Annotated in this window: 20 protein-coding genes; 8 read left to right on the plus strand and 12 right to left on the minus strand. The window is 44.3% G+C overall.

The features are described 5' to 3' along the window. Nucleotides 1–49: 49 nt before the first annotated feature. From rbr to BET01_RS02300, 3 genes are all read left to right on the plus strand, one after another. On the plus strand, nt 50–586 hold the full coding sequence (gene rbr, locus BET01_RS02290; RefSeq protein WP_120195122.1) for a rubrerythrin: 537 nt from the start codon (nt 50–52) through the stop codon (nt 584–586). A gap of 112 nt (nt 587–698) precedes the next feature. Continuing rightward, nucleotides 699–1,406: a LytR/AlgR family response regulator transcription factor gene (locus BET01_RS02295; protein WP_120195123.1), complete on the plus strand. Its 708-nt coding sequence runs from the start codon at nt 699–701 to the stop codon at nt 1,404–1,406. Between the two features lies 1 nt (nt 1,407). Beyond that, nucleotides 1,408–2,721 (plus strand): ATP-binding protein, encoded by a 1,314-nt coding sequence (locus BET01_RS02300; protein WP_120195124.1) that lies wholly within the window; start codon nt 1,408–1,410, stop codon nt 2,719–2,721. A 170-nt stretch (nt 2,722–2,891) separates the two neighbouring features. Here the strand turns inward: BET01_RS02300 and BET01_RS02305 are convergent, their stop codons facing one another. The 12 genes from BET01_RS02305 to BET01_RS02360 form a co-directional block, all read right to left on the minus strand. Continuing rightward, nucleotides 2,892–3,476, minus strand: coding sequence for a hypothetical protein (locus BET01_RS02305; RefSeq protein ID WP_120195125.1), 585 nt, complete (start codon nt 3,474–3,476; stop codon nt 2,892–2,894). A gap of 13 nt (nt 3,477–3,489) precedes the next feature. Beyond that, nucleotides 3,490–5,913, minus strand: coding sequence for a glycoside hydrolase family 3 C-terminal domain-containing protein (locus BET01_RS02310; RefSeq protein ID WP_120195126.1), 2,424 nt, complete (start codon nt 5,911–5,913; stop codon nt 3,490–3,492). Further along, nucleotides 5,903–8,803, minus strand: a complete 2,901-nt coding sequence (locus tag BET01_RS02315) for a glycoside hydrolase family 3 C-terminal domain-containing protein (RefSeq protein WP_120195127.1) — start codon at nt 8,801–8,803, stop codon at nt 5,903–5,905. Before BET01_RS02315 ends, BET01_RS02310 begins: the two co-directional genes overlap by 11 nt. A gap of 334 nt (nt 8,804–9,137) precedes the next feature. Beyond that, the gene (locus tag BET01_RS02320) at nt 9,138–10,022 is read right to left on the minus strand and encodes a hypothetical protein (RefSeq protein WP_120195128.1); all 885 of its coding nucleotides are present in this window, start codon (nt 10,020–10,022) and stop codon (nt 9,138–9,140) included. Nucleotides 10,023–10,121: 99 nt separating this feature from the next. Further along, on the minus strand, nt 10,122–11,021 hold the full coding sequence (locus BET01_RS02325; protein ID WP_120195129.1) for a fumarylacetoacetate hydrolase family protein: 900 nt from the start codon (nt 11,019–11,021) through the stop codon (nt 10,122–10,124). A gap of 12 nt (nt 11,022–11,033) precedes the next feature. Further along, a complete protein-coding gene (locus BET01_RS02330) occupies nt 11,034–11,594 on the minus strand; it encodes a glycerol-3-phosphate responsive antiterminator (RefSeq protein ID WP_120195130.1) in 561 nt (186 codons plus the stop codon). Nucleotides 11,595–11,780: 186 nt separating this feature from the next. Then, on the minus strand, nt 11,781–12,146 hold the full coding sequence (locus BET01_RS02335) for a DUF1667 domain-containing protein (RefSeq protein WP_120195131.1): 366 nt from the start codon (nt 12,144–12,146) through the stop codon (nt 11,781–11,783). A gap of 1 nt (nt 12,147) precedes the next feature. Beyond that, nucleotides 12,148–13,410 (minus strand): NAD(P)/FAD-dependent oxidoreductase, encoded by a 1,263-nt coding sequence (locus BET01_RS02340; protein WP_120195132.1) that lies wholly within the window; start codon nt 13,408–13,410, stop codon nt 12,148–12,150. Beyond that, nucleotides 13,397–14,857: an NAD(P)/FAD-dependent oxidoreductase gene (locus BET01_RS02345; protein ID WP_120195133.1), complete on the minus strand. Its 1,461-nt coding sequence runs from the start codon at nt 14,855–14,857 to the stop codon at nt 13,397–13,399. The genes BET01_RS02340 and BET01_RS02345 overlap by 14 nt, the downstream gene beginning before the upstream one ends. Before the next feature lie 162 nt (nt 14,858–15,019). Further along, nucleotides 15,020–16,519: a glycerol kinase GlpK gene (gene glpK, locus BET01_RS02350; RefSeq protein ID WP_120195134.1), complete on the minus strand. Its 1,500-nt coding sequence runs from the start codon at nt 16,517–16,519 to the stop codon at nt 15,020–15,022. Between the two features lie 193 nt (nt 16,520–16,712). Further along, on the minus strand, nt 16,713–19,319 hold the full coding sequence (locus BET01_RS02355; RefSeq protein ID WP_120195135.1) for a cation-translocating P-type ATPase: 2,607 nt from the start codon (nt 19,317–19,319) through the stop codon (nt 16,713–16,715). 199 nt (nt 19,320–19,518) lie between these two features. Next, the gene (locus tag BET01_RS02360) at nt 19,519–19,659 is read right to left on the minus strand and encodes a helix-turn-helix domain-containing protein (protein ID WP_120195136.1); all 141 of its coding nucleotides are present in this window, start codon (nt 19,657–19,659) and stop codon (nt 19,519–19,521) included. Nucleotides 19,660–19,890: 231 nt separating this feature from the next. Here BET01_RS02360 and BET01_RS02365 point away from each other — a divergent pair, with 231 nt between their 5' ends. The 5 genes from BET01_RS02365 to BET01_RS02385 all read left to right on the plus strand — a co-directional run bounded on the left by BET01_RS02365 (nt 19,891) and on the right by BET01_RS02385 (nt 24,494). After that, nucleotides 19,891–20,373 carry an S-ribosylhomocysteine lyase gene (locus tag BET01_RS02365; RefSeq protein WP_120195137.1) on the plus strand — a complete coding sequence of 161 codons (483 nt, stop codon included), beginning with the start codon at nt 19,891–19,893 and terminating at the stop codon, nt 20,371–20,373. A 92-nt stretch (nt 20,374–20,465) separates the two neighbouring features. Further along, a complete protein-coding gene (locus tag BET01_RS02370) occupies nt 20,466–20,867 on the plus strand; it encodes an RrF2 family transcriptional regulator (RefSeq protein WP_120195138.1) in 402 nt (133 codons plus the stop codon). Nucleotides 20,868–20,920: 53 nt separating this feature from the next. Further along, a complete protein-coding gene (gene cooS / locus BET01_RS02375) occupies nt 20,921–22,804 on the plus strand; it encodes an anaerobic carbon-monoxide dehydrogenase catalytic subunit (protein WP_120195139.1) in 1,884 nt (627 codons plus the stop codon). Between the two features lie 11 nt (nt 22,805–22,815). Continuing rightward, nucleotides 22,816–23,262: a 4Fe-4S dicluster domain-containing protein gene (locus BET01_RS02380; protein ID WP_120195140.1), complete on the plus strand. Its 447-nt coding sequence runs from the start codon at nt 22,816–22,818 to the stop codon at nt 23,260–23,262. A 2-nt stretch (nt 23,263–23,264) separates the two neighbouring features. Beyond that, nucleotides 23,265–24,494 carry an NAD(P)/FAD-dependent oxidoreductase gene (locus tag BET01_RS02385; RefSeq protein ID WP_120195141.1) on the plus strand — a complete coding sequence of 410 codons (1,230 nt, stop codon included), beginning with the start codon at nt 23,265–23,267 and terminating at the stop codon, nt 24,492–24,494. The last annotated feature ends 90 nt before the right edge of the window (nt 24,495–24,584 follow it).

Below are 24,584 nucleotides of genomic sequence, written 5' to 3' on the forward strand. Positions count from 1 at the left end.
TTTCACATACGAGATCAGCCAATAGTAATTAATTGTAGGAGGGTTTAAGATGTCAAAATATGCGGGAACAAAAACAGAACAGAATTTAAAGGATGCATTTGCCGGGGAATCTATGGCAAGAAACAAGTACACTTTTTTTGCGTCGGCAGCCAAAAAGGCCGGATATGAGCAGATGGCTGCCTTATATCTGGAAACTGCTGACCAGGAAAAGGAACATGCAAAGATGTGGTTTAAGGAACTTCATGGGGTTGGTACCATGGAAGGAAACCTTGAGGCGGCTGCCGAAGGGGAAAACTATGAGTGGACCGACATGTATAAGCGTATGGCCCAGGACGCCAGAGATGAAGGATTTGAAGCGCTGGCATTCAGATTCGAATTCGTTGGAAAAGTGGAAGCTGCCCATGAAAAGCGCTACTTAAAGCTTCTTGACAGTTTGAAAAAAGACAAGACCTTTAAGGGTGACGCGCCTCTTGGCTGGAAGTGCCGTAACTGCGGTTACATCCATGAGGGACCTGATGCCCCGGAAATTTGTCCGACCTGTGCACACCCAAAAGCTTATTTTGAAAGAAAAGTGGAAAATTATTAATGAGTAAAACCGGCTGGGGAAATCCCTGGCCGGTTTTTTCGCGCCTTGGTTTTTTCTCTTTATCATGGTATACTTACATTAGAAAAATACAGGAATTCATTGAGGATGACCCATGATCAATATTGCTATTGTGGAAGACGAAGACCAGTACGTAGAAACATTAAAAAGCTATCTTTTAAGGTATGAAACGGAACACGAAGAGCATTTTAGGATTCAGGTGTTTTCCGATGGCCTGGATATCATATCGGATTATACCCCAGATTATGATATTATTTTGCTTGATATACAGATGAAGCACTTAAATGGTATGAAAACGGCAGAGAAGATACGGGAATTTGATGAGGAAGTGACTTTTATCTTTATCACCTCTTCCACTCAGTTTGCCCTGGAAGGTTATCTTGTGGATGCCCTTGGGTATGTATTAAAGCCAGTTCCCTATCTCTCCTTTTCTCAGCTATTAAAAAAGGCAGTGCTTAAAATAAACAAGAAAAAGGAAGTTCACTACATAACGGTTGATGTGGATGGCGGCACCATGCGTGTGAATTTAGAATCTGTTTCCTATATTGAAAGTCAGCTTCACCAGCTTCTAATTCACACGGAAAAAGGAAACCATGTGGTTCCGGGCCCCATGAAGCGGATGGAAGAAACGTTAAAACCATATGGTTTTTCCAAGTGCCATCATGCTTATCTTGTGAATCTAAGCCATGTGACAGGAATCCTTAACAATCATGTTCTGCTCCTTTCCACAAAGCAGATACCCTTAAGCCGTACCAGGAAAAAGTTGTTTATGGACTGCCTGACGGATTATCTGGGAGGTTAAAATGAACTTAGCGGAACTGATGAATACTCCCCGTTCCTACACCGCCCTTGCGGAATGGATTGCATGTTCTTTGTATATCCTCATGTTGAGAAGAAAAATAAAGGGCTTTTGGCTTGCTGCTTTTATTACTGGCATGCTCGGCCTGTTCCTTTCTTTTCATCACATCGCAGGTAAGCTTCCCTTATTTTTGTGGTTTCCGGGAATGATGACTGCTATCCTTATGATTTATCTATGCATTTATATTTCCTGTCAGATCTCTCATTATGATGCTTTATTCCTATGTATTCGGGCCTTTGTACTGGCTGAGTTTGCCGCTTCCCTACAGTGGCAGCTTTATGTATGGTGGGCTCTTATGTTTCAGAGGGAAAGTAAGACCATTTCCCTTACGGTTATGGCGGTCACCTATTCATGTATTTATGTTGGATATTACTTTCTGGAGCGGGAACATATTCAAAAAGAGGAAGGCATGGAGGTGGAAGGAAAGGAGCTCCTTGGCACTGCATCCATGGGACTTGGCGCTTTCCTTATTAGCAATATTAGTTTTGTCATGCCAAACACTCCATTTTCCAGCGCTACAAGCTCTTTACTCTATGTCCGTACTCTGGTGGATTTTGGTGGGCTTATTATGCTCTTTGCCCAGCAAAACAGGAGAAAGGAACTTCAAATACGTGGTGAAAACCATGCCATGAACGTAGTTTTACAACGTCAATACGATCAGTACCGTATGGCTCTTGACAACACAGAACTGCTTCGAAGGGAGTTTCATGACTTAAAGCATTACATGATTGCTATCCGGGCAGAATCCGATCCTTTAAAGAAGGAGCAATACTTAAAGGAGATGGAGAATGCTATCTTGACCCAAGAAGCTCTCGTTAATACCGGAAACCAGGTACTTGATGTGGTGCTTACTACAAAAAGTACTTATTGCAGCCAAAATAAGATATCCTTTACCTGTATGGCAGATGGAAAGTTGGTCTCCTTTCTCCACGTAAAGGACATCTGCTCTATCTTTGGCAATGCCCTTGATAATGCCATTGAATGTGTTTCCCAGTATGAAGACACGGAAAAACGACTGGTCACTCTTACGGTATGCAAGATTAATGGGTTTTTGATGATCCAGTGTGAGAATTATTTAGAAAACCCGCTTCTTATGGCTGACCGGGGTCTGCCTTCTACCACAAAGAATAATAAGCGGTTTCATGGCTATGGTCTTAAGAGCATACAGGCTGCCGCATTAAAATATGGCGGGTCCATGACGGTCACTTCAAGAGATCAGTGGTTTGTCCTAAAGATTCTGATACCGGCCTTGGAATAACTGGGGTGGCGAAGATATCTGGGATGATTTGAATGGTAGAAATAGCAGAGATAATTGATATATGGTTAACAAAGATACGTCTTGATAGGGCTTTTAAATGCCGTATCAAGACGTATCTTTTTACCTTTGGTCACTACTAATTTAGTAGGATAACCACAGGCCATGTCTTTTTAGTTTTTAAATATAACTTTAAATATAGGAAAAAATACCCAAAAGGAAATTGCGGAATTAATCAGCATTGTGATCACGTCAGCAACTGCCTCTCCCCCTGCTCCCATATCCAAACCACTCATAAAGAGATTGTAGATAGGAGCCTTATAAACACCTTGAAGAGCTGCTGCCCCTATGGTTATGATAATATAAGCAATCACATACCACACGGCGGCCTTTGCTGCACTGTTATTTGCCTTAAATGTTACGTTTCGTTGCAGGAAAAAGTTGATTACCTGAGCGATTGCCATGGTGATTTCAACTGCCAGGAAGTAGGCCAGGCCGCCACCTCCGCCTTTTGACAGCTCTCCTGCTGCATAATTAAAGATATAGTAAGGCGTACCGTCGGTATTTGACCCCACGTGCCATACTTGAAAGTCCGTATTTACCAGTGAAGTCATTCCAAAAGCGCCCTTAAAGACCGGCATCAGTATCATTTGAAGTACTGTAATTCCGTTGGATACCAAAAAAAAGATTAAAAACTGAGCCACTGTGGGGTGCTTTTTGGAAAATGTCTTCCACCCTGCTTTTATGCCTGTAAGCATGTTATTCCCCCCTTTATTTCTCTGAAAGCTTTTTCTCATATGCCTGATTTGCTTTTCTATTGGCAAAGAATCCAACGATGATCTTTTTCATTCCTTTTAAGAAATGCCCGTTCACCGTTAAAACCATTCCTTCTGCCATCTCCATGCTGACTGCACCTCCAGTCATTTTTGCAATACCGCGAAATGGCATATTATAGATGAATAGAAGGTTCAGGTTTGGTTTTCCTTTTGCTTCACTTTTATTCTTTAACCCTGTGAGTATCCGATAAATCAGCCTTGCCAGAGGGCTCTTTGCATAATACATCTGACAGAGAGCATCGTTTAAATCAAGGTCTCCCAACCAGCTTGCGTCTGGTACTGGGTGCCCTAATAGGGCTTCAAATTCTTCGGTCTTAACATCACATACCTTAGCGGTATAATAAGATTTTAACGTCTCTGGATCATAGGGGAAAATCTCAGTAGTACCTTCTACCTCTATGGTCCCCTTAAGCCTTACATCGGCTACGTTTCTTCCAATGGATATGGTATATTGGCCACCTTCTACTTCAAACTGCTTTGTGGCTGTGTTCCAGTAACGGAATGCCTTATCATCAAACGCGATGAATACCTGCTGGCTTTCTCCTGCTTTTAAGAATATCTTAGCAAATCCCTTTAACTCCATGTGTGGGCGAAATACTCTTTGATTTGGACCGCCTACATAAAGCTGGGCTACTTCCTTTCCGTCATAACTTCCCGTATTCTTTAGGCGAAAGCGGACGCCTTCTTTTATGACTTCAAGTTCTGAATACTCAAAGGTGGTATAGGAGAGACCGTATCCAAAAGGATATTGAACCGGGATTTCTGCAGTCTGGTAATAGCGATATCCTACGTATAAACTCTCTCGGTATTCACTGTTTCGTTCCTTGCCTGGGAAGTACTCACAGGAGGGCGTATCCTCATACGTTAGAGGATATGTCTCATTTAAGTGTCCAGACGGATTGACTGCCCCTGTGATGATACGAAGGATGGCCCCTGGTCCTGCCTCGCCGCTTAAGTAACCGTGAAGAATCGAGTTGCAATGTTCCTGCCAAGGCATCTCAATGGCAGATCCAGCACTAAGGATTCCAACGATGGAAGGGTTCGCATCAGCCAGGGACTTAAGAAGCTTTATCTGGTTTTTGGGAAGCCTCATGTGGGTGCGATCCATTCCTTCGGTTTCACTTAGTTCATCTAGTCCAAAGCAGTATAAAACCACATCGGCTTTCTTTGCCAGCTCAACTGCCTGAGATTGCAAGCTTGCATCTTCTTTTCCATTTCGCAGATATCCTTTTGCCACTCCTACTACGTTTAAGGGATATTGCTTTATAGTTCCTTCCATTGTTTCCAGGTTCAAAGGCATGACCAGGGAGGAACCTGCGCCCTGATACCTTGGTTCAACTGCAAAGTCTCCAATCAGAGCTACCTTACAGCCTGATGGTAAGGGGAGCAATTGCCCCTCATTTTTAAGCAGAACAACGCTTTCCTCTGCCGCTTTTTCCGCCAGCCTGTGGTGTGTTTTTTGATCAAATGAAGTCTTCTTTTGATTTTCTTTCTGGTTTAAGTCAAACACAGCTTCTAGAAGACCTTCTACGCAAGTATCCAGCTCCTCCATGGTCAAGCTGCCGTCTTCTAGGGCCTTTAAAAGGCCTCTGGCGGAATCCAGACCAGGAGATGGCATCTCTAAGTGGGAACCTGCAGCAACGCCTTTTGCATGATCGTTGGAGCCGCCCCAGTCCGTGATGACAAGGCCATCAAAGCCCCACTCATCCCTTAGGATATCTTTTAGCAGATGTTTATTTTCATTTGTATAGGTCCCGTTCACCTCATTATAACTGGTCATGATGGACTTGGCCTTGCCTTCTTTGACAGCAATTTCAAAGCCTTCTAAATAGATTTCCCTTAAGGTACGCTCATCTAGTACGGCATTCATTGCCATTCGTCTAAGCTCTTGGCTGTTGACTGCAAAGTGCTTGGGACAGGCGTACACACCCTGTTCCTGGATTCCCCTGACATAAGAGGCAGCCAGTTTCCCAGCATGGTATGGATCTTCTGAGAAATACTCAAAGTTTCTTCCACAGAGAGGACTTCTTTTGATATTAAGTCCAGGCCCTAAGAGAACGTTTACTCCTTGGGATTTTGCCTCCTCACCCAGTGCATTGCCGATTTCTTCACACAGCGCTTCGTCCCAGCTATTGGCAACGGAGGCTGCGGTTGGAAAACAGGTGGCAGGAAGAGAAGGGTTCAGCCCTAGGTGGTCTCCCGAACTAGCCTGCCTCCGGACCCCGTGGGGTCCATCGGCGCAGAAGATGGAGGGAATATTCAGGCGGTCGATGTTGCGAGTCTGCCACACGTTTTTACCACTAAGAATGGCCGCCTTTTCTTCCAGTGTCATTGCTTCAAGAATGTGTTTATACTTCATCTGTTTTTCCTTCTGTTGAGGTTGTTTCCTTTGTCTGTCCTAGCTCCAGTTTGCTTTTATAGCGTTTTATCATCCGCATCTCCAGGAATAGGAAGCCTGCCGCCAGAACTACATTGATTGCAATGGCTGTAATCTGCCAGTTCATTAAGCCTCCCTTTGCGTTGTCTCCTTCGTAAGCTCGGCTGTTGACAACCGTATACATAATATTCTTAGCAGACTGCCTCATGGCTTTTAAACTGGTGGCGCTGGTGGTATCTTTTAGATGATTGGTTTCCGTATCATAAGCAACCAACATGGAATCGTTTCCATTTCTAATTTCTTGATCTGCATTCTGGTATCCGTATCCACCAAAATAATCCGTGAGTACAAATCCCTTAAAGCCCCATTCCTCTCTTAATACGGTATTAAGAAGGGTATTGGATGCTCCTGCATATTCCGTTCCAATATAGTTAAAGGATGACATGACAGCTTTTGCTTTACCTTCCTTAACTGCGATTTCAAAAGGCTTTAGATATATCTCACGAAGGGCCTGTTCCTCAGACCAGGTACAAAGCATATTGTTTCGGTTTGTTTCCTGATCATTAAATGCGAAATGTTTGATATAACCGTATACACCAAGCTTCTCCGCTCCTCTTAAGGCACTGGCAGCCATTTTGCCGCCTAGTAAGCCATCTTCTGAGTAATACTCAAAGTTACGTCCACCAAAGGCGGAACGGTGGGTATTCATAGCCGGTGCGTACCAGCCGGATACACCCATCTCATCTGCCATGGTTCCAATGCTCTCTCCAAAGGCTTCGGCAATATCATCGTTCCATGTACATGCAATCATAACGGCTGACGGGAAGCCGATGGAGCCAACCCCTGTAAAGTTATTATTAATAGACGCAGGTCCATCACAATCTACGGTTCCTACCTTCTTTACACTCTTAGCCGCAGAGGTCTGATATCCGCCTATGGCGACCATGGTGTCCATCTCTGTTGCTGTTAGCTGGTCAAGAAGTTTCTCCCACTGAGGATCATCATAAGGCAGACCTCGCATGGAGGCAAGTGCCAATCCATTTTTTGCTCCGGTTACTGGCATCTCATCGGATGCATTATTATAATCCTCTGGGTTGTAGTTTTTATTGTTTAGAAAGGTCTCTTTATAGTTCTCCGGCATGGTCATGGTCTTAGGAGGTGCTGTTGCTTCTTTATAGTTTGCAAACCCATCTGCTCTGGAAAGAACCTTTAAGTCTCCTTTTGCCTCTTCAAACTGATTTACCGTAGCTATAGTATCGGTGGAACGTGGATTGGATTCATTGTATACAATCTGGGAGGAAACGGTAACGTTCTGTTCCTCTATGACGCGATGAGAATCATTTCGAATGGAAATGCCGTAGTCTCCCGCATCCAAAACGTAACCCCCGCTTCCCTTGGAATCATAGGATGCCATGTCTTCTGCAAGGAATGAGATGGATACCGTCTCTGAGTCTCCTGGTTTTAGGAGTCCGGTTTTATCATATGCCGCTAGATTTGCAGACGCTTTCTCAATCCCACCGTTTGTATAAGGAGGATTATAATAAACCTCAACTACATCCTTACCAGCCGTATTTCCAGTATTTGTGACTGTCACATCAAAGGAAATCTTACCGTCTGACTGGGTCATCTCTCCCATCTTTTGGGTGAATGTAGTATAGGAAAGTCCATAGCCAAACGGATACATAACGGACTTATCATAGTCGATCAAACCTTCCTCTGCCGCAGTTTCAAAGAAACGGTATCCTACATAAATGCCGTCCACATAATTGATAAAGCTTGGATAGGTAGCTTCCCCTTTAAATGCCTTTCCTGCGAAATCCTCCATGTTGTCGTAAACGAAACTGCCAAAGTTGTTATATTGAGGGGTATCTGTTAAGTCCCTTACAAAAGTGTCACTGGTTTTTCCAGATGGATTTACAGTTCCACTTACAATCTCTCCCAATGCCTCGAAGCCGGATTGACCGGTTCCAGGACACCAGATGGCACTTTTAATTTGTTTGTAATCCTCTAAAAACCCTAACTCCATGGCATTTGCACCATTGTATACGAAAACAACATTATCAAAGTTTGAGCATACCTGATCTACCATATCTTTTTCTGTCTTACTAAGTTTCAGGTAATGGTCTCCATCTTCAAAGTCCTTATAGTCTTTGGAATTATCTGTATACGTTACTTTGCTCACATCATCTGGAAGATCTGCGCCTTCCCCGCCCACACGAGTAATGACAATCATGGCTGTGTCAGAAAAAGTCTTAGCACCAGATAAAAGCTCCTGGCTGTAAGATGTCTTCACTGGCTCAGGAAGAGTCCAGTCCTGCTCCCACATTCCTACACTTGGACGGTCTGCCCGGTAAGCCTTATAAAAGTCAGACAATGCCGTATTTAACTTAAAACCTGCGTGCTCCAAACCCTGAAGCAGAGACACAGTCTCATATGCATCTGAGAGAGAACCAGAGCCGGTTCCACCGTAACATGGATTGGTAGAAGCCCAGCCAAATACATTCAGGTTTGAATCTGTTTTTAAGGGAAGAAGGTCGGAATCATTTTTTAACAGTACAATTCCTTCTTCTGCAATTTCAGTACAAAGCTTTGTTGCCTTATTGGAAGTCTCTTCTGAAATCGTTCCACTTCCAGTGGCTAGGGATATAAGGCTTGCCATTGGCCCCCAGCAGATTAAATTCACCGTAATCACAAGTGCCAAAACAAGAGCCATAATCCCCTGGCTTCTGATTAGATATTTTACGGCACCCTTTTTCTTTCTGCATGCGATAAATACGGCGATTACGGCAATGGCTGCTATGCCAAGGCCGATGAGATAAGGCACGCAGAGATTGACAATTTTCATAACGTCATCAATATTGATCTGTAACATTTTTTCATCCTCCTCCATACTAATTACCACTAATTTGAGTGGTAGTTAGACTTTAACACATAAGAAAGGCTATGAGGCCTTCTTTCCCATAACTGGTATGATTTCAGGCACAACCTGCATGTTGCTTGTCCGAGAATTACAAGATAGAGTCTGACTTGTCAGACTCTGGCGCTGACGCGCTGTCACTTTAGTGACATCATCCTCTTAAGCGTCATGTGCATCCTGCACGGAGTGCTTTTTATTTTATAGGGGAGTTCGTAGAACTTTCCTATAAAATAAAAATAGGCGCCCCGTCAATGCCTTATCGGCTGACGGGACGCCTTTCTATGTAAAATTAAATATTTAAAAGTCCACTTCCAAACAAGAGATTGATTAAAAATGTAAAAAGAAAGATAGTACAAGCCGGCGGATCCACATGGGTATCACAATGGCTGTTAATGGTACTGGCTATGAAATCACCAAACAAGGATGCCGCAATGCCAAATACGACGCCCATAAACGGATTCCCAGAAGAGACGGCTGCCAAGGCAGAAAGTATGGCAATGTGATGAGTCGACGGAACATCAGCACCAGAATGGGCAAAAATAAGAGAAGTTCCTGCAATTCCAAAGCAAAGTGCCGGGAAGCTGGCCATAGCCTCTGTGGATACCCCTCCATTTACCATGGACTGATACACAAAGCCTGTTGCCGTACCCACTCCTGCTCCAAGTAACACATTACACCAAAAACTTTTCCCCCCGGTAAAATACGTCCTCTTCTCCTTCGGTTTTATCTTTCCCATCAACCCGCCGGTTCCAAAGGCATATCGTGCAATGATTGCTGACAGGAACACCGTAATGGCTGGCAAATCTGTGTTAAAGTGAAGAAGAGTGCCTGCCACATAGTGGATCAGAAATCCCAGAACGCCAAAAAAACCTCCTACCAAGAGAGTCATTGGATCCCCGATTCCAAAGAGTGGAGTGGACAGCTCCAAACCACTTTTGATTTTCTTCTTCTTACCGGCATAGGCTGTAGCAGCCACACCTCCTGCAAAAGCGATGTGAGGCCCTAAGTAGGAGCCAAAGGCAACGTATTCCAGAATAAAGCTTCCTCCCCCTGACATGGCTGACACTGCACCTGCGATGGCAAGGATTGCCGCAAATATAAATATGGGAACAGCCCCTATGTAAGCTCCAATGATTCCTCCCCCAAAAGACCCAATCAAAGCAAAGATATCCATATTATACCATTCTCCTTACTCTTAATATAAATCCCCAAAACCCATGTCCTGATAAAAAAAATGCGCTTCCAATTTTGCAGAAACGCATCTTTTGTAATTCTAATTTACCTTATTGACAATGACTCCAATTCCATCAATACTACATTCCACTTCGTCACCAGCCTTTAAAAACCGAGGCGGATCAAAGCCCATTCCCACACCCTTTGGTGTACCGGTGGAAATGATGGTTCCTGCCCGAAGGGTCATGCCCTTAGACAGCTCGCTGACGATATGGTCGATGTGAAAGATCATGAGACTTGTATTGCTGCTCTGCCTTAATTCTCCATTTACCCTGGACTCAATGTTAAGTTCTGGTGGGTAAGAGATGGAGCCGGCAGTTAAAATACAAGGTCCCATAGGAGTAAAGCCATCAAGACTTTTTCCGAAGTACCACTGCTTATGGGTGTTTTGCACATTACGGGCACTGACATCATTTATGATGGTGTAGCCAAAGATATAATCCCGAACCTTTTCTGCCGGTACATTCTTTGCATCTTTTCCGATGATAACGGCTAACTCCACCTCATAATCCAGGCTGTCTACCATGTCGCTATGACTTTCTATGTCTCCGTAAGGACCAACTGCTTCATTCACTCGCTTGGAGAAATAAACAGCGTTGGCACGAGTTCCGTCGAATTGTTCTTTTTTAAAGCGGGCGGATTCTTCAGCATGATCCATGTAATTGATCCCCAGGCAGATAATATCTTGTTCTGGTCTGGAAATTGGAGCAAGAAGCTTTACCTCTTTTCTCATAGCGGCTCCGACGATGTTATTGCTGTAAGGGTCAAGCCCTGAAGCATGATCTAATAAATCAAGCTCTGACTGGCTCAGTCCCTTTACTACCTCCAGCATCTCTTTGTACTCCATACCAAAAGCCCTAAGAGGAAAGACCCATGTCTCATCCTTGCTCATGACCCCGATATCTCTTCTTCGGTCAACCTCGTATGTAACTAATTTCATTGCATCCTCCTTTTACATGAACCATAACTCTTCCTTGGTAGTGGAGATTGCATCCGCGCCTGCGGAAAAGGCCGCTATGATATCCTTTTTATCAGATATCAGTCCGCCTGCAATAATGGGAATATTTGTATAGGCACGTATCTCTTTCAACACCTTGGGCATAACACCAGGCATAACCTCCACCACATCCGGATGAAAGGTATCAATCTGTTTCTTCATGGTACTCATGGCAAGAGAATCGATGATAAAGGTTCTCTGCACCCCGATTAGGCCAAGCTCAACAGCCCGCTTTACCAGAAGAGGTTTCGTACTGATAATCCCATCCGCTAATGTATTCTGCTTTAAAAAATCCACAGCAATATCCCTGGAGCTTAATCCCTGAGCCAGATCCGCATGTACAATCGCATACTTTCCGTGTTCTTTAATCTGCCGTACGATTTCGCCAATATTTAAAATATTACCATACAGGACAAATACCATCTGGCATTCTGATTCAAAGCATTTATGAAGTCCGTTTTCATCCTTAACCGCTGCAATCACTGGAGATGTCTCCAACAGTTCCATTGCTTTCATCAAAATTCCTCCACACCCACAAAATATGGATCTTGTTCTACTTTATCAATCCTTTTCCCCACCGTCAAGGCTATTTTAAACCTTTATCCATTTTATTTGAAAATAAAAATCCCGGCAGAGTGGAAAAAGAGAGGGAATTCCCCTCACTTTCTGACCTAGCCGGGCCCATTTATCTTCATTGTATCTTTATAATACCACTTCTACATCTCTGGTTGCAACAATAGATACACCAGTTTTAGCACAATCCTTTATAATTACATCACCAATGGAAACTGGCGCATTGACTGTAACCTTACGGATTTCTTCCATGCAGTCAAATATCTTATCCTTTGGAATGTCCTGACTGGTCTTAACGGAAACCATATCATGTTTTCCTCCTAAGACACGGACCGAGGAGGTCACCATTCTGGTGGGACTTAAGACTTCCTTTTTCCCGTATTCAATTCCTCTGCCACAGGAATTGCCTGTTACGTTAATCTCATCTTCCTCTATGGTGACTTTCAGCTGACAACCCAAAGGACAGCGGATACAGGTCAGTTCTCTTATCTCCATGTTACTCCACCTCCGTACAGATAACAATTTTTTTAAGGTCTGGGTAATCCTTTAGGTTTTCCTTCTTAAGGATTACCTGTTCCATCTCACCTGGAGCCAGAACCCGTTTCTTTTTATGGGAGACACGCTCTCCATCGTAATATACACTGATATAACGGTCCTGATATACGTCTGCTACCCGAAAACGAACTGTGATCTGATCTTCCATGTGTTCTTTATCTAGCCTTTGAGGAACGGTATAACGAACTCCATGTTCCGCTGCAATTTCTACCATGTCGGCATACTTTTTCTGCCCTTCCTTTAGAAAAGCTGCTGCGCTGACACCAGCGAGGGAAGCCTCCTCGGATACATAATCCACCAGATCGTGGACATGGAGCACATTGCCACAGGCAAAGATGCCCTTTGTGCTGGTTTCCAGACGATCATCCACAAATGGACCTGAGGTCACAGGATTTAAGTCTACTCCAGCTCCTTCGGAAAGCTCATTTTCTGGTAAAAGACCTACGGAAAGTAAAAGGGTATCGCAACTGATATATTCTTCTGTTCCAGAAATTGGTTTTCTATTTTCATCTACCTGAGCAAGCGTGATTCCAGTCAACCGATCTTTTCCTTCGATTGCTATGACGGTATGGCTTAACTTCAGAGGAATGCCGTAGTCGTCAAGACACTGGACGATATTTCTCTTTAGACCGCCGGAATAAGGCATCAATTCTGCCACAACCTTTACCTTGGCTCCCTCTAAGGTCATACGTCTTGCCATAATAAGTCCGATATCTCCGGAACCTAAGATAGCCACTTCTTTTCCTACGGTCTTGCCTTCCATGTTAACAAAACGCTGGGCGGTACCTGCGGAATAGATTCCTGCGGGACGATATCCTGGTATGTTTAAGGCTCCTCTTGGGCGTTCTCTGCATCCCATGGCGAGTATGATGGCACGTGCCTTAATGATTGTCAGGCCAGATTCCTTATTTATAATGGTAACTTCTTTATTGGAATTGATATCCAGTACCATGGTATTTAATAGGTAAGGGATATGCTCTTCTTCCACCATCTGAATAAAACGGGCAGCATATTCCGGTCCAGTCAGTTCTTCTTTAAAGGTATGAAGGCCAAAGCCGTTGTGGATGCACTGATTTAGAATTCCCCCTAAGAACTCATCTCGTTCCAGAATCAAAATGTCAGTTATCCCTGCTTTTCTTGCGGCTACGGCTGCTGCTAGACCTGCCGGGCCACCCCCTATGATTATAATGTCATGCTCTGTCATTTGCTGCCCCTTTCTCTTCCTTTTTCAGCATGTTAGATCCTGGCCGGTTCTTACAGATGTCTTCTGGCGCTCGGTTCGTCTCTCTAGCTAGAATCTCTATGGTCTTAGGTCCGCAAAATCCAGCCTGACACCGTCCCATGCCAGCACGAACCCGGCGTTTGACACCATCTAAGGAAACAGCACCCAGAGTCCTTGTAATGGAATCTACGATTTCTCCTTCACTGACGCCTTCACAACGGCAAATGATGGTGCCATACCTTGGATCTTCTTTAATTAGATTTCCACGCTCTTCTATGGTCAGCTTTTCTGGGTGTACAATTCCTTTTCGAACCCCATTAAAGTCTGCTCTCTTCTTCGCATCTGCTTTCTTTGCCACTAGCTCAGCCACATAAACTCCAATGGCAGGTGCACTGGTTAGACCAGGGGATTCAATGCCCGCAGCATCGAAAAATCCAGGAGCGTCTAATACCTCTCCAATGACAAAGTCTCCACCTACCTCATGAGCCCGTAAGCCAGAAAAAGAGGTGATTACCTTACGAAATGGAATATCTTTTACCACATAGGCGGCCTTTTTGGTGATTTCTGTAAGCTCGTCGGCTGTGGTCCTTACATCTTCTTTGCTTTCCACATCAGTCGCAGACGGCCCTATTAAAAGGTTTCCATGAACGGTTTTGGTGACTAAAACTCCTTTTCCCATCTTTCCAGGGAGCTGGAAAATAGTATGATTCACGTGAGCTCCTGCCTGTTTATCTAGAAGAAGATAATCTCCTTTTCTTGGAATAATGGTTAAGGTTTTCTCACTGACCATGTTGTGGAACTGATCTGCATATACGCCTGCTGCGTTGATGACAAACTTAGCGTGAATGATGGAATCTGGAGTCTTTAAATCAAATCCTTCTGTGGTTTTTTCAATCCCGAGGATTTCTGTGTTTAAGAAAAACTCCACTCCGTTATCACAGGCATTTTCTGCAAGGGCAATATTAAGGCCAAAGGGGCAGACAATCCCTCCGGTAGGCGCATAAAGAGCTCCTACTACCTGATCGGTCACGTTGGGCTCTATGGCACGAACTTCATCTCCAGATAGAATCGTAAGACCTTCCACTCCGTTGTTAACCCCTTTTTCTAACAGAGCCTGGAGATTTGGCAGATCTTCTTCATCAAGGCAAAGCACCAGGGAACCATTCCTAATAAAAGGAAAGTCAAGCTCCTTAGAAAGTTCCTCCATCATGCGATTGCCTTCCAGATTAAACCTTGCTTTTAAGGAACCAGGGGATGCGTCATATCCCGCATGGACGATGGCGCTGTTAGCCTTTGTTGTACCAGAACAGACGTCCTCCTCCCGTTCTGCCACACAAATCTTCATATCGTAACGAGCCAGCTCTCTTGCGATTGCACACCCGATGACTCCGCCTCCAATGATTGCCGCATCGTAATACATTTCCTTCATGTTTTCTCCTCCATATATGCAGTGAATATTCAAGTTAAAATCAAAAGAGAGCAAGGAAAATAAACGGATTTCTCCGTGTTATCTCCTTACTCTCTCGTCTCAAAGGGTTGTTATTTAATTAATTTCATGCTATCACAGGTAAGACTTAGTGTCAAGATGTTTCTAGTCCTCGTCTTCCGACCAGAAGCGGGCGCATTTAATGGCTTTTTTCCAGCCTTTGATCAGCTTTTTCCTGCGTTCCTCTTCCATGTGGCTTTCAAAGGTATTAGCTACCTTCCAGTTTTTCTTAATTTCCTCTTTGTCCTTCCAATACCCTACGGCTAGGCCTGCTAAGTATGCCGCTCCAAGAGCCGTGGTCTCGATGCATTTGGGCCTTAAAATCTGGGTGTTTAATAAGTCGGACTGAAACTGCATGAGAAAACTGTTGGCACAAGCGCCGCCATCGACTCTTAACTGCTTTAAATGAATCTCAGAATCCTGCTCCATTGCTTCTATTAAATCCGACACCTGATAAGCCATTGACTCTACGGTGGCACGAATGAACTGTTCCTTGCTGGTTCCTCTAGTCACTCCAACGATGGTTCCTCTGGCGTACTGATCCCAGTAAGGGGCTCCAAGTCCGGCAAAGGCAGGAACCATATATACGCCCCCCGTATCCTCTACTGCTCCACAGTATTCCTCTGTCTGAGAAGCGGAACGAACCATACGCATCTCATCTCGAAGCCACTGAACGGCGGCTCCTGCCACAAAGACACTGCCCTCTAAGGCATACTGAATCTGTTCCTGGTCACTGGCTGCAATGGTGGTCAAAAGGCCGTGCTCGGAACGAACTGCTTTATTCCCTGTATTCATTAAAAGGAAGCAACCAGTTCCATAGGTATTCTTCACTTCTCCCGCTTCAAAACAGCACTGGCCAAACAAGGCTGCCTGCTGATCTCCTGCTGCCCCTGCAATTGGAATCTTTCCTCCCATAACGTCAGAAGAGGTGTATCCGTAAACGCAGCTTGACGGCTTCACATCTGGAAGCATGGACTTTGGAATGCGGAAATAATCTAAAATGTCTTCGTCCCAGCACTTCTTATGAATATCAAAAAGCATGGTTCTGGACGCATTGGTATAATCCGTTACATGAATGCAGCCCTTGGTTAAGTTCCAGATTAACCATGTATCAACCGTTCCAAAGAGAAGTTCTCCTCGTTCTGCCCGTTCTCTGGCCCCCTCAACATGATCCAAAATCCATTCGATCTTGCTTCCAGAGAAATAGGCATCTGGTATCAGTCCAGTACGTTCTACAATCAGACTTTCCAGACCATCGGACTTTAACCGCTCAATTCTATCTGCGGTTCTTCTGCACTGCCACACGATGGCATGATAAATCGGTTCTCCGGTTTCCTTATCCCACACAATGGTGGTCTCCCTCTGATTGGTAATGCCAATAGCAGCAATGTCACTGTTATGAGCACCAATCTTACCCATGGCCTCCATAGTCACAGAAAGCTGTGAGGACCAGATCTCCATTGGGTCATGCTCTACCCAGCCTGGCTGTGGAAAAATCTGTGTAAACTCCTTTTGTGCAACGCTGCAGATGTTTCCCTGTTCATCAAACAGGATGCACCTAGAGCTTGTGGTACCCTGATCCAGAGCAATAACGTAACTTCCCATAATAATTTCCCCTTCCAATCATACCTTCTCTGCGGTCTGTTAAATTTTTCCCAAACTGCAAAGAAAGAGCCTCGGAAATGAACGGTTCCCCGCACTCATCACCTGGCTCTTTCATCTCTTAGGCTATTTATTAAATATAGTTAATATTAACATGATTTCATATATCATGTCAAGTTTTAAGAGCACTATTTTATCAATAAAGGCTTTCCCTTATGGTCTTAAAAGCCTGGATTACAAGAGTGGGAATAAAAGCAAATATGAGGATCGTAAGAAACTGTTTCCCAGTGAGATCTGCCACGTAAAAAAGAGTATGGAGTCCGGGAATAAACAGCACCGCTGCCAGAAGCACAGCCCCTGCTTCAAAGGCCATGATGCTCCATAAGTTGCTCCTTAATCCAATCTTTAATATGGAATGGCTGCTTCGGCAGTTAAAGCCATGGAATAACCTCGCCAGAGTTAAGGTGGAAAATGCCATGGTGCTTGCCGCTGCTTCGCTTCCTGTGACCAGTCCAGTGCCGTATGCACTCATGGTAAAGACCGCAATCAATGCCCCTTGAAGGAGAAGCTGGAGGACAAACCGCTTGGTTAAGATTCCTTCTTTTGGATTTCTTGGTTTTTGAGCCAGCAAATCCGCCTCCGCCCGTTCCATGCCAATGGCAATGGCTGGAAGGGAGTCGGTTAATAAGTTGATAAATAAAAGATGAACTGGGGCAAAGGGCACTGGTAACCCCCGTATGGAGGTATATAGGACGCATAAGATTCCTGCCATGTTTCCAGATAGGAGAAACTTAATGGCGTTTCTTATGTTCCGGTACACATTTCTTCCATTTGCCACTGCCTTTATAATGGTTGCAAAGTTATCGTCTGTTAGTATCATGGCGGAGGCATCCTTTGACACCTCGGTTCCCATTTTGCCCATGGCAACCCCGATGTCCGCCTGCTTTAGGGCAGGTGCATCGTTGACCCCATCTCCGGTCATAGCAACGATATGGCCTTTTTTCTGCCAGGCTCGAACAATTCTTATCTTATGCTCTGGGGATACTCTGGCATAGACACTGATCTTTTCTAGTCTTTTGTCAAGATCCTCATCGGTCATATCATCAAGCTCGGGGCCGCTAATGGCTAAATCTCCATCTCCCATGATTCCGATTTTTTCTGCAATGGAAGAGGCTGTTATTTTATGGTCACCTGTTATCATAACAGGACGGATACCAGCCTTCCTGGCATTTAATACGGCGTTCTTTGTCTCAGGCCGAGGCGGATCCATCATGGCTACCATGCCTAAAAAGATATAACCTTGTTCTGATTTCTCAGATAGCGTCTCATTCTCCCCCATTTCCCTGCATACAAAGGTGAGGACCCTTAAACCTTGAATGGAGAACTCCTCATTTTGTTCCACCAAGGTATGAAGGTCTCCATCCCTTATGGGGCGAATGCCCTCACTGGTCCAGATGCCGGTAAGTCTTGGAAGAAGCACATCTTGTGCCCCCTTGGTGAAAAGCATCTTTTTGCCTTCTATGGGGTGAAGTGTGCTCATTAGCTTTCTCTGGGAATCAAACGGAATCTCTCCAATTCTTGGATAATGGGACTTAATGACCTCTTCTTCTGCACCAGCCCGCTCTGCCATTTGAAGCAGAGCCGCCTCTGTAGGATCTCCAAGTGGTTTTCCATCATGGTATGCGGAATCATTATTTAGAACTGCATCGTAGAGCAGATATTTATGTACTGGAATTTCCGGATTTAAAAGCTCGGGAGGGTAAAGTCGGTTGTTTACATAAATCTGTTGGACCGTCATACGGTTCTGAGTCAGGGTTCCTGTTTTATCAGAACAGATGACCGAAACACAGCCAAGACTTTCCACTGCCTTTAAATCTTTTATAATGGCATTTTCCCGGGCCATCTTTTGGGTTCCCATGGCCTGAACGATGGTGACAATGGAGCTTAATGCCTCAGGAATGGCCGCCACAGCAAGGGCCACGGCAAACATCAAGGAATCCAAAACCGGCATACGCCGGTATATGCTTAAGCCAAAGACAAGAGCGCAAATCAATAAAATTCCTGCTGCAAGCCTGCTACCAAACTGATCTAAGCTAATTTGAAGGGGTGTTTTCTTTTCTCCGGTATCATTCATTAAGGAGGCGATTCTTCCAATTTCCGTATCCATGCCTGTTCCAGTCACCAGCACCTTCGCCCTGCCTGCTGCCACGAGAGAGCCGGAAAAAACCATGTTGTTTTGCTCAGCAAGAGGTACCTTCTCATCCCGGATTTTCCCTGTTCTTTTTTCTACATTTAGGGATTCTCCTGTAAGGGAGCTTTCATTGACCAGCATGGAGTAATTTTCAAGGATTCTTCCATCTGCCGCAACCATATCTCCTGCTTCCAAAAGAAGGATGTCTCCCGGCACCAGCTCCGCAGATAAAATCTGCTGAATTGTGCCTTCTCTCATAACCACGGCAACTGGTGCGGACAATGCCATTAAGCTGTCTAACGTTTTTTCTGCCTTTTGATTTTCCACGGTTCCTAAGACCGCATTTAGTAATAACACTGCAAAAATGACACCGGTACTTTCAACGTCACCAGATATCATGGAAATGACCGCTGCTATAATCAGAATGATTACCAGCAGATCCTTAAACTGATCCAAAAAGACCTGGAATGCACTTTTGCGCTTTGCTTTTAACAGTGCATTTTCTCCATATTTTTCTCTACGCTTTATAATTTCTGCGGGATCGAGCCCAGACCACTTCGCTTGAAGCTGAGACAGGGCTTCATCCTCTGATAATCGAAACCATTCTTCCATTCATGACGCTCCTTCCCACTACTCATACTATGGTATGAGCCCTAACCTAAATTTCATGAATGATTTTCTCTGTCTTTTCCTGGTGACTCGATGGGATCTTACAGTAGCATTGAGATAACGGTGTAAACCCTTTATAAAACCAAGTGAAAAGGTAAGCGATTTTCTGAACTTTACTTCCAGAGAGCCACTTACCTTTTTTTTATTTAATCTTACCTCCATGAAAGAAGCATCTCTCCCATTTTGCTATGGCCTGCCTTGATACATGAAACTGTTCTGCTAACTCCTCTTGGGTCAGACCTTTACTTTTTCTTAAAATCAATAATTTATCCGAGAAAATCATAGGAACCTACCTCCTTGTTTTTTTAATATATTAACATAGAACCGTGACTCACATAAATCACCTGACCATTGCTTTTTCGCCACATTTTGTTGCTTTTATGTTAAAAACACTTTCTTTTCCACTTATTTGTAGAAATGGTTGCAGAAAAACGGAATTTTTATTATAATTTCACCATAAGAAACCATAAATGAAACCAATGACCCATCACCATATAAGAAAGGATATGATAATATGGAAAAGATCACAAGCTTTACCATTAATCACTTAAAGCTTCTTCCGGGCATCTATGTCTCTAGAAAAGACCAGGTCGGGGAAGCGCTTATCACAACATTCGATATCCGCATGACTCGCCCTAATTTTGAACCGGTGATGAATACAGCAGAGATGCATGCCATCGAACATTTAGCTGCTACCTTTTTAAGAAATCATGAAACCTACGGCTCCAAGATTATTTACTTTGGACCAATGGGATGCCGTACTGGCTTTTACCTACTTTTAAGCGGAGACTACAAATCAAGAGATATTGTGCCGCTTATTACAGAACTGTATGAATTTATCCGAGATTTTGAAGAGGAGATTCCAGGGGCCAGTGCCAGAGACTGTGGCAATTACCAGGATATGAACCTTAACATGGCAAGATATCTAGCCAGAAAATTCCTTGATACCGTACTTTATGGAATTGAGGATGAACGTCTTCTTTATCCTGAATCTTAATCAATTCTCCCCGCTTCGGCGGGGAAATTACTAACTGATAAATCTTGACCATTTAGGTACAGTATGTTAATCTTATAACACGGAGGTGTTTCATGCTCATAACGAAAGAATGTGACTACGCAATACGCATTATCCGGGCACTATCAAATGGGGAAACTGACAGCATTCCTTCTATTAGTGAGAAGGAACAGATCACCCTTGCCAATGCCTACAAGATTGCCAGAAAGCTTGAAAAATCGGGTTATATTAAAAGCTATCGGGGAAGTACTGGGGGATATTCTCTCAATTGCGACTTGAAACAAATAACCTTATACGATATCATTACCGTCATTGATCCTAAGATGCTGCTGATTGAATGCATGCAGACTGGGTTTGATTGTCCCGTCCATTCTCATAAAAGCCCATGTCACGTCCATTGTGAATTTGCAAGAATTCAAAAAAATCTAAACCAGGACTTAAAAAAATATTCTTTGGCTAAGATTTTTTTAGAATAAATTTTTTGTCTTAATCTATACTAAAACAGTACAGTTTCATAAGGAGGAAGAAAATGAATCAATGTTATGGATGTAATACGTGTGAAAGTGCTGACAAGCCACTGGAAGCGTTTATTTCTGCACTGCCGATGGAAACTTCCCATCACCGTGTGGAAAAACAGAGTACGAAATGCGGTTTCGGACTCCAGGGCGTATGCTGTCGCCTTTGTGCCAACGGGCCATGCCGGATCACTCCAAATGCTAAAAGAGGAATCTGCGGTGCGGATGCGGACACCATCGTGGCAAGAAACTTTTTAAGAGCAGTGGCTTCCGGAAGCGGCTGTTACATACATGTAGTGGAAAATACAGCCCTCAATCTCAAAAAGACAGCTCAGGCAAAAGGCGCATTAAAGGGAATGGAATCCCTGGAGCATTTGGCTGAGATTTTTGGCATTGAAGAGGCAGATATCTATCAGAAGGCAGAAAAGATTGCAGATGCGGTACTGGCTGATCTATACAAGCCAGAATACGTGGAGATGGCTCTCACTGAGAAGGTTGCTTATGCTCCTCGTGTTGCACGCTGGAGAGAGCTTGGCATTATGCCTGGCGGCGCAAAGAGTGAGGTATTTAAGGGCGTAGTAAAGTGCTCTACTAACTTAAACTCCGATCCCCTTGATATGTTGGTAGACTGTTTAAGACTAGGTATTTCCACGGGTATTTACGGCCTTACCCTGACTAACCTGTTAAACGATGTACTTCTGGGTCAACCTCAGCTTCGTCTGGCTCCAGTCGGTCTTCGCGTTATCAATCCAGACTACATAAACATTATGATCACCGGGCATCAGCATACCATCTTTGTGGACCTACAGGATAAATTAATTTCTCCGGAAGCGATTGCAAAAGCAAAAGCAGTTGGTGCCAAGGGCTTTAAGCTGGTAGGCTGTACCTGTGTCGGACAGGATCTGCAGTTAAGAGGAGCTCTTTACCCTGAAGTATTTGACGGTCATGCCGGCAACAACTACACCAGCGAAGCGGTTCTTGCTACGGGTGCCATTGATGCGGTTCTCTCTGAGTTTAACTGTACCTTACCTGGAATCGAGCCTATCTGTGACGAATTAAAGATTAAGCAGATCTGCCTTGATGATGTGGCTAAGAAGTCCAACGCAGAGTTAATGAAATTTGACTTCGAGCACAGGGGAGAACAGAGTGAAAAGATCATTGATAAGGTAATTGAGTCTTATACCGAACGCCGTGGCATAATTCCTCTTAATCTGCTTCCAGAACACGGAAATGACAATACCCTTACGGGTGTTAGTGAAGGCTCCTTAAGAAACTTCCTAGGTGGAAACTGGAAGCCTCTGATAGACCTTATTGTTGCTGGTAAGATTAAAGGAATCGCAGGCATTGTTGGCTGTTCTAACTTAACGGCTGGTGGCCATGATGTTCTTACCGTAGCCCTTACCAAAGAGCTGATTGCCAGAGACATCATCGTCTTAACGGCAGGCTGTTCCTCAGGTGGCATTGAAAACTGCGGTCTTATGACGCCAGAAGCGGCTGAGCTTGCTGGTCCTAACTTAAGAGAGGTATGTAAGACACTTGGAATTCCTCCTGTGCTTAACTTTGGCCCATGTCTTGCCATCGGACGTCTGGAAATCGTAGCAACTGAAATTGCGGCTGAACTTGGCGTAGATCTTCCTAAGCTTCCTCTAGTTCTTTCTGCTGCACAGTGGCTGGAGGAACAGGCGATTGCAGACGGTTGCTTTGGTCTTGCCCTTGGCCTTCCCCTTCACTTAGGCTTACCACCATTTGTGACCGGAAGTGATGTCGCAGTTAAGGTATTAACAGAAGGCATGAAGAGTCTGACAGGCGGACAGGTGATCATTAATCCGGATGCAAAAGAAAGTGCTGATATCCTGGAGCAAATCATCATGGAGAAACGTGAGGGTCTTAATATATAGGAGGGTGGCATATGAAACGGATATTCATAGACGCAGCCAAATGCGATGGCTGCAAGAATTGTTTTATAGCATGTATGCAGGCACACCGGACAGATGGAGGCTCTATTTACAACTTAAATCTTTCAGATCCTCAGCACGAATCCCGCAATCACATTGAAAAAGGCGGCCCCGGAGGCTACACTCCTATTTTTTGCCGTCACTGTGATCAGCCGGAATGCGTGATATCCTGTATGAGCGGAGCGCTTAAAAAAGATAAGGATACCGGGCTTGTTCTCTATGATGAGTCCGCATGCGGGTCCTGCTTTATGTGTGTCATGAACTGCCCATACGGAGTGTTAAAGGCAGATACCAACACAAAAACCAAGGTGATTAAGTGTGATTTCTGCGCGGACCATGGATTTTCACCAAGCTGCGTAAAATCATGTCCAACCGGAGCAATCTATGTGGAGGAGGTGTAAGTATGACACATGTAATCATTGGTGTAGGCGCTGCTGGAATCAGTGCAGCGAAAACCATCAGGGAGCTGGAGGCGGATGCTAGAATCATTATGATATCGCCAGATGAAACGGTGCATTCCCGTTGTATGCTTCATAAGTATTTAAGCCATGAACGGGATGAAAAAACTCTTTCCTTTGTTCCAGAAGACTTTTTTGATCGTTCCCGTATCACCTGGATCAAGAAAAAGGCAGTTGCCATTGATACCAAGAATCAGGAAGTAGGCCTTGAGGATGCGTCTAAGATCCCTTACGACCTCCTCCTTATTGCCACTGGTGCGGACAGCATCATTCCTCCTATTATGAATTTCAGAGAGGCGAAAAATGTATTCGGACTTCGTCATCTATCCGATGCCAAAAAGATCAGATCGTTTGCAGAGAAATCACAGCGGATTTTAGTTGTGGGTTCCGGTCTTGTTGGTATGGATGCCGCTTATGCGTTTCTGGAGCAAGGAAAGGACGTAACCGTGCTGGAAATGGCAGACAGGATTCTTCCAAAACAGCTCGATGAAACGGCTGGAAATACATATCAGAACTTGTTTGAACAACACGGCTGTAAGTTCATTCTTGGGAGAAAAACAGTGTTAAGCACCATGCCTGAAACCGATGAGATCACTTCTGTCATGCTTGATGACGGTTCTCTCATTGAGTGTGATATGGTGGTGGTGGCTGCGGGTGTCAGCCCTTCTGTGGCATGTATTGGTGACAGCGACATTGCAGTGGATCGTTTTATTCAAGTAGACGATTGCTTAAAGACCTCATGCGACCATGTATATGCCGCTGGAGATGTGAATGGAATTGCCGGAATCTGGCCAAATGCCATGAAGCAAGGAAAGACTGCCGGGTATAACATGTGCGGCAATCGAATGCTTTACGAAGATAAATACGGCATGAAAAACACCATGAACTTCTATGGCCTTACTACCCTGTCCCTGGGCGATGGGATTGCCTTAGAAGGGGATAAGGTCATCATTCGTGAAGATTCCAAAAGCTATAAAAAGGCCATTCTTCGTAACGGCTGTTTAAAGAGCATTTTAATTCAGGGTGACATTGACTATACCGGCATCTATCAGTACCTGATTAAAAATGATATTTGCCTGGATGGGGTAAAGACCGAAGTGTTCCATCTCTCTTTTGCAGACTTTTATGGAATCGATCAGGCCGGACAGTTTACCTACCAGATGGCAGGAATTTAAATGAGAAACGGTACCCCAATAGGAAGCCACAGTCACAGAAAAAAAGGCTGCGTTTCACTATTAGGGTACCGTTTATCATTTCTTATACCA

It is taken from the genome of Lacrimispora algidixylanolytica (assembly GCF_003609635.1).
Classification (GTDB): Bacteria; Bacillota; Clostridia; order Lachnospirales; family Lachnospiraceae; genus Lacrimispora; species Lacrimispora algidixylanolytica.

What these genes read in the sequence shown, in the direction of transcription:
- BET01_RS02365 (WP_120195137.1), top strand. Translation starts at nt 19,891, where the DNA reads ATGGAAAAGATCACAAGCTTTACCATTAATCACTTAAAGCTTCTTCCG.
- BET01_RS02355 (WP_120195135.1), bottom strand. Translation starts at nt 19,319, where the DNA reads ATGGAAGAATGGTTTCGATTATCAGAGGATGAAGCCCTGTCTCAGCTT.
- BET01_RS02310 (WP_120195126.1), bottom strand. Translation starts at nt 5,913, where the DNA reads ATGAAGTATAAACACATTCTTGAAGCAATGACACTGGAAGAAAAGGCG.
- BET01_RS02380 (WP_120195140.1), top strand. Translation starts at nt 22,816, where the DNA reads ATGAAACGGATATTCATAGACGCAGCCAAATGCGATGGCTGCAAGAAT.
- BET01_RS02325 (WP_120195129.1), bottom strand. Translation starts at nt 11,021, where the DNA reads ATGAAATTAGTTACATACGAGGTTGACCGAAGAAGAGATATCGGGGTC.
- rbr (WP_120195122.1), top strand. Translation starts at nt 50, where the DNA reads ATGTCAAAATATGCGGGAACAAAAACAGAACAGAATTTAAAGGATGCA.
- BET01_RS02360 (WP_120195136.1), bottom strand. Translation starts at nt 19,659, where the DNA reads ATGATTTTCTCGGATAAATTATTGATTTTAAGAAAAAGTAAAGGTCTG.
- BET01_RS02370 (WP_120195138.1), top strand. Translation starts at nt 20,466, where the DNA reads ATGCTCATAACGAAAGAATGTGACTACGCAATACGCATTATCCGGGCA.
- BET01_RS02315 (WP_120195127.1), bottom strand. Translation starts at nt 8,803, where the DNA reads ATGTTACAGATCAATATTGATGACGTTATGAAAATTGTCAATCTCTGC.
- glpK (WP_120195134.1), bottom strand. Translation starts at nt 16,519, where the DNA reads ATGGGAAGTTACGTTATTGCTCTGGATCAGGGTACCACAAGCTCTAGG.
- BET01_RS02340 (WP_120195132.1), bottom strand. Translation starts at nt 13,410, where the DNA reads ATGACAGAGCATGACATTATAATCATAGGGGGTGGCCCGGCAGGTCTA.
- BET01_RS02320 (WP_120195128.1), bottom strand. Translation starts at nt 10,022, where the DNA reads ATGGATATCTTTGCTTTGATTGGGTCTTTTGGGGGAGGAATCATTGGA.
- BET01_RS02330 (WP_120195130.1), bottom strand. Translation starts at nt 11,594, where the DNA reads ATGAAAGCAATGGAACTGTTGGAGACATCTCCAGTGATTGCAGCGGTT.
- BET01_RS02305 (WP_120195125.1), bottom strand. Translation starts at nt 3,476, where the DNA reads ATGCTTACAGGCATAAAAGCAGGGTGGAAGACATTTTCCAAAAAGCAC.
- BET01_RS02300 (WP_120195124.1), top strand. Translation starts at nt 1,408, where the DNA reads ATGAACTTAGCGGAACTGATGAATACTCCCCGTTCCTACACCGCCCTT.
- BET01_RS02295 (WP_120195123.1), top strand. Translation starts at nt 699, where the DNA reads ATGATCAATATTGCTATTGTGGAAGACGAAGACCAGTACGTAGAAACA.
- BET01_RS02385 (WP_120195141.1), top strand. Translation starts at nt 23,265, where the DNA reads ATGACACATGTAATCATTGGTGTAGGCGCTGCTGGAATCAGTGCAGCG.
- cooS (WP_120195139.1), top strand. Translation starts at nt 20,921, where the DNA reads ATGAATCAATGTTATGGATGTAATACGTGTGAAAGTGCTGACAAGCCA.
- BET01_RS02335 (WP_120195131.1), bottom strand. Translation starts at nt 12,146, where the DNA reads ATGGAGATAAGAGAACTGACCTGTATCCGCTGTCCTTTGGGTTGTCAG.
- BET01_RS02345 (WP_120195133.1), bottom strand. Translation starts at nt 14,857, where the DNA reads ATGAAGGAAATGTATTACGATGCGGCAATCATTGGAGGCGGAGTCATC.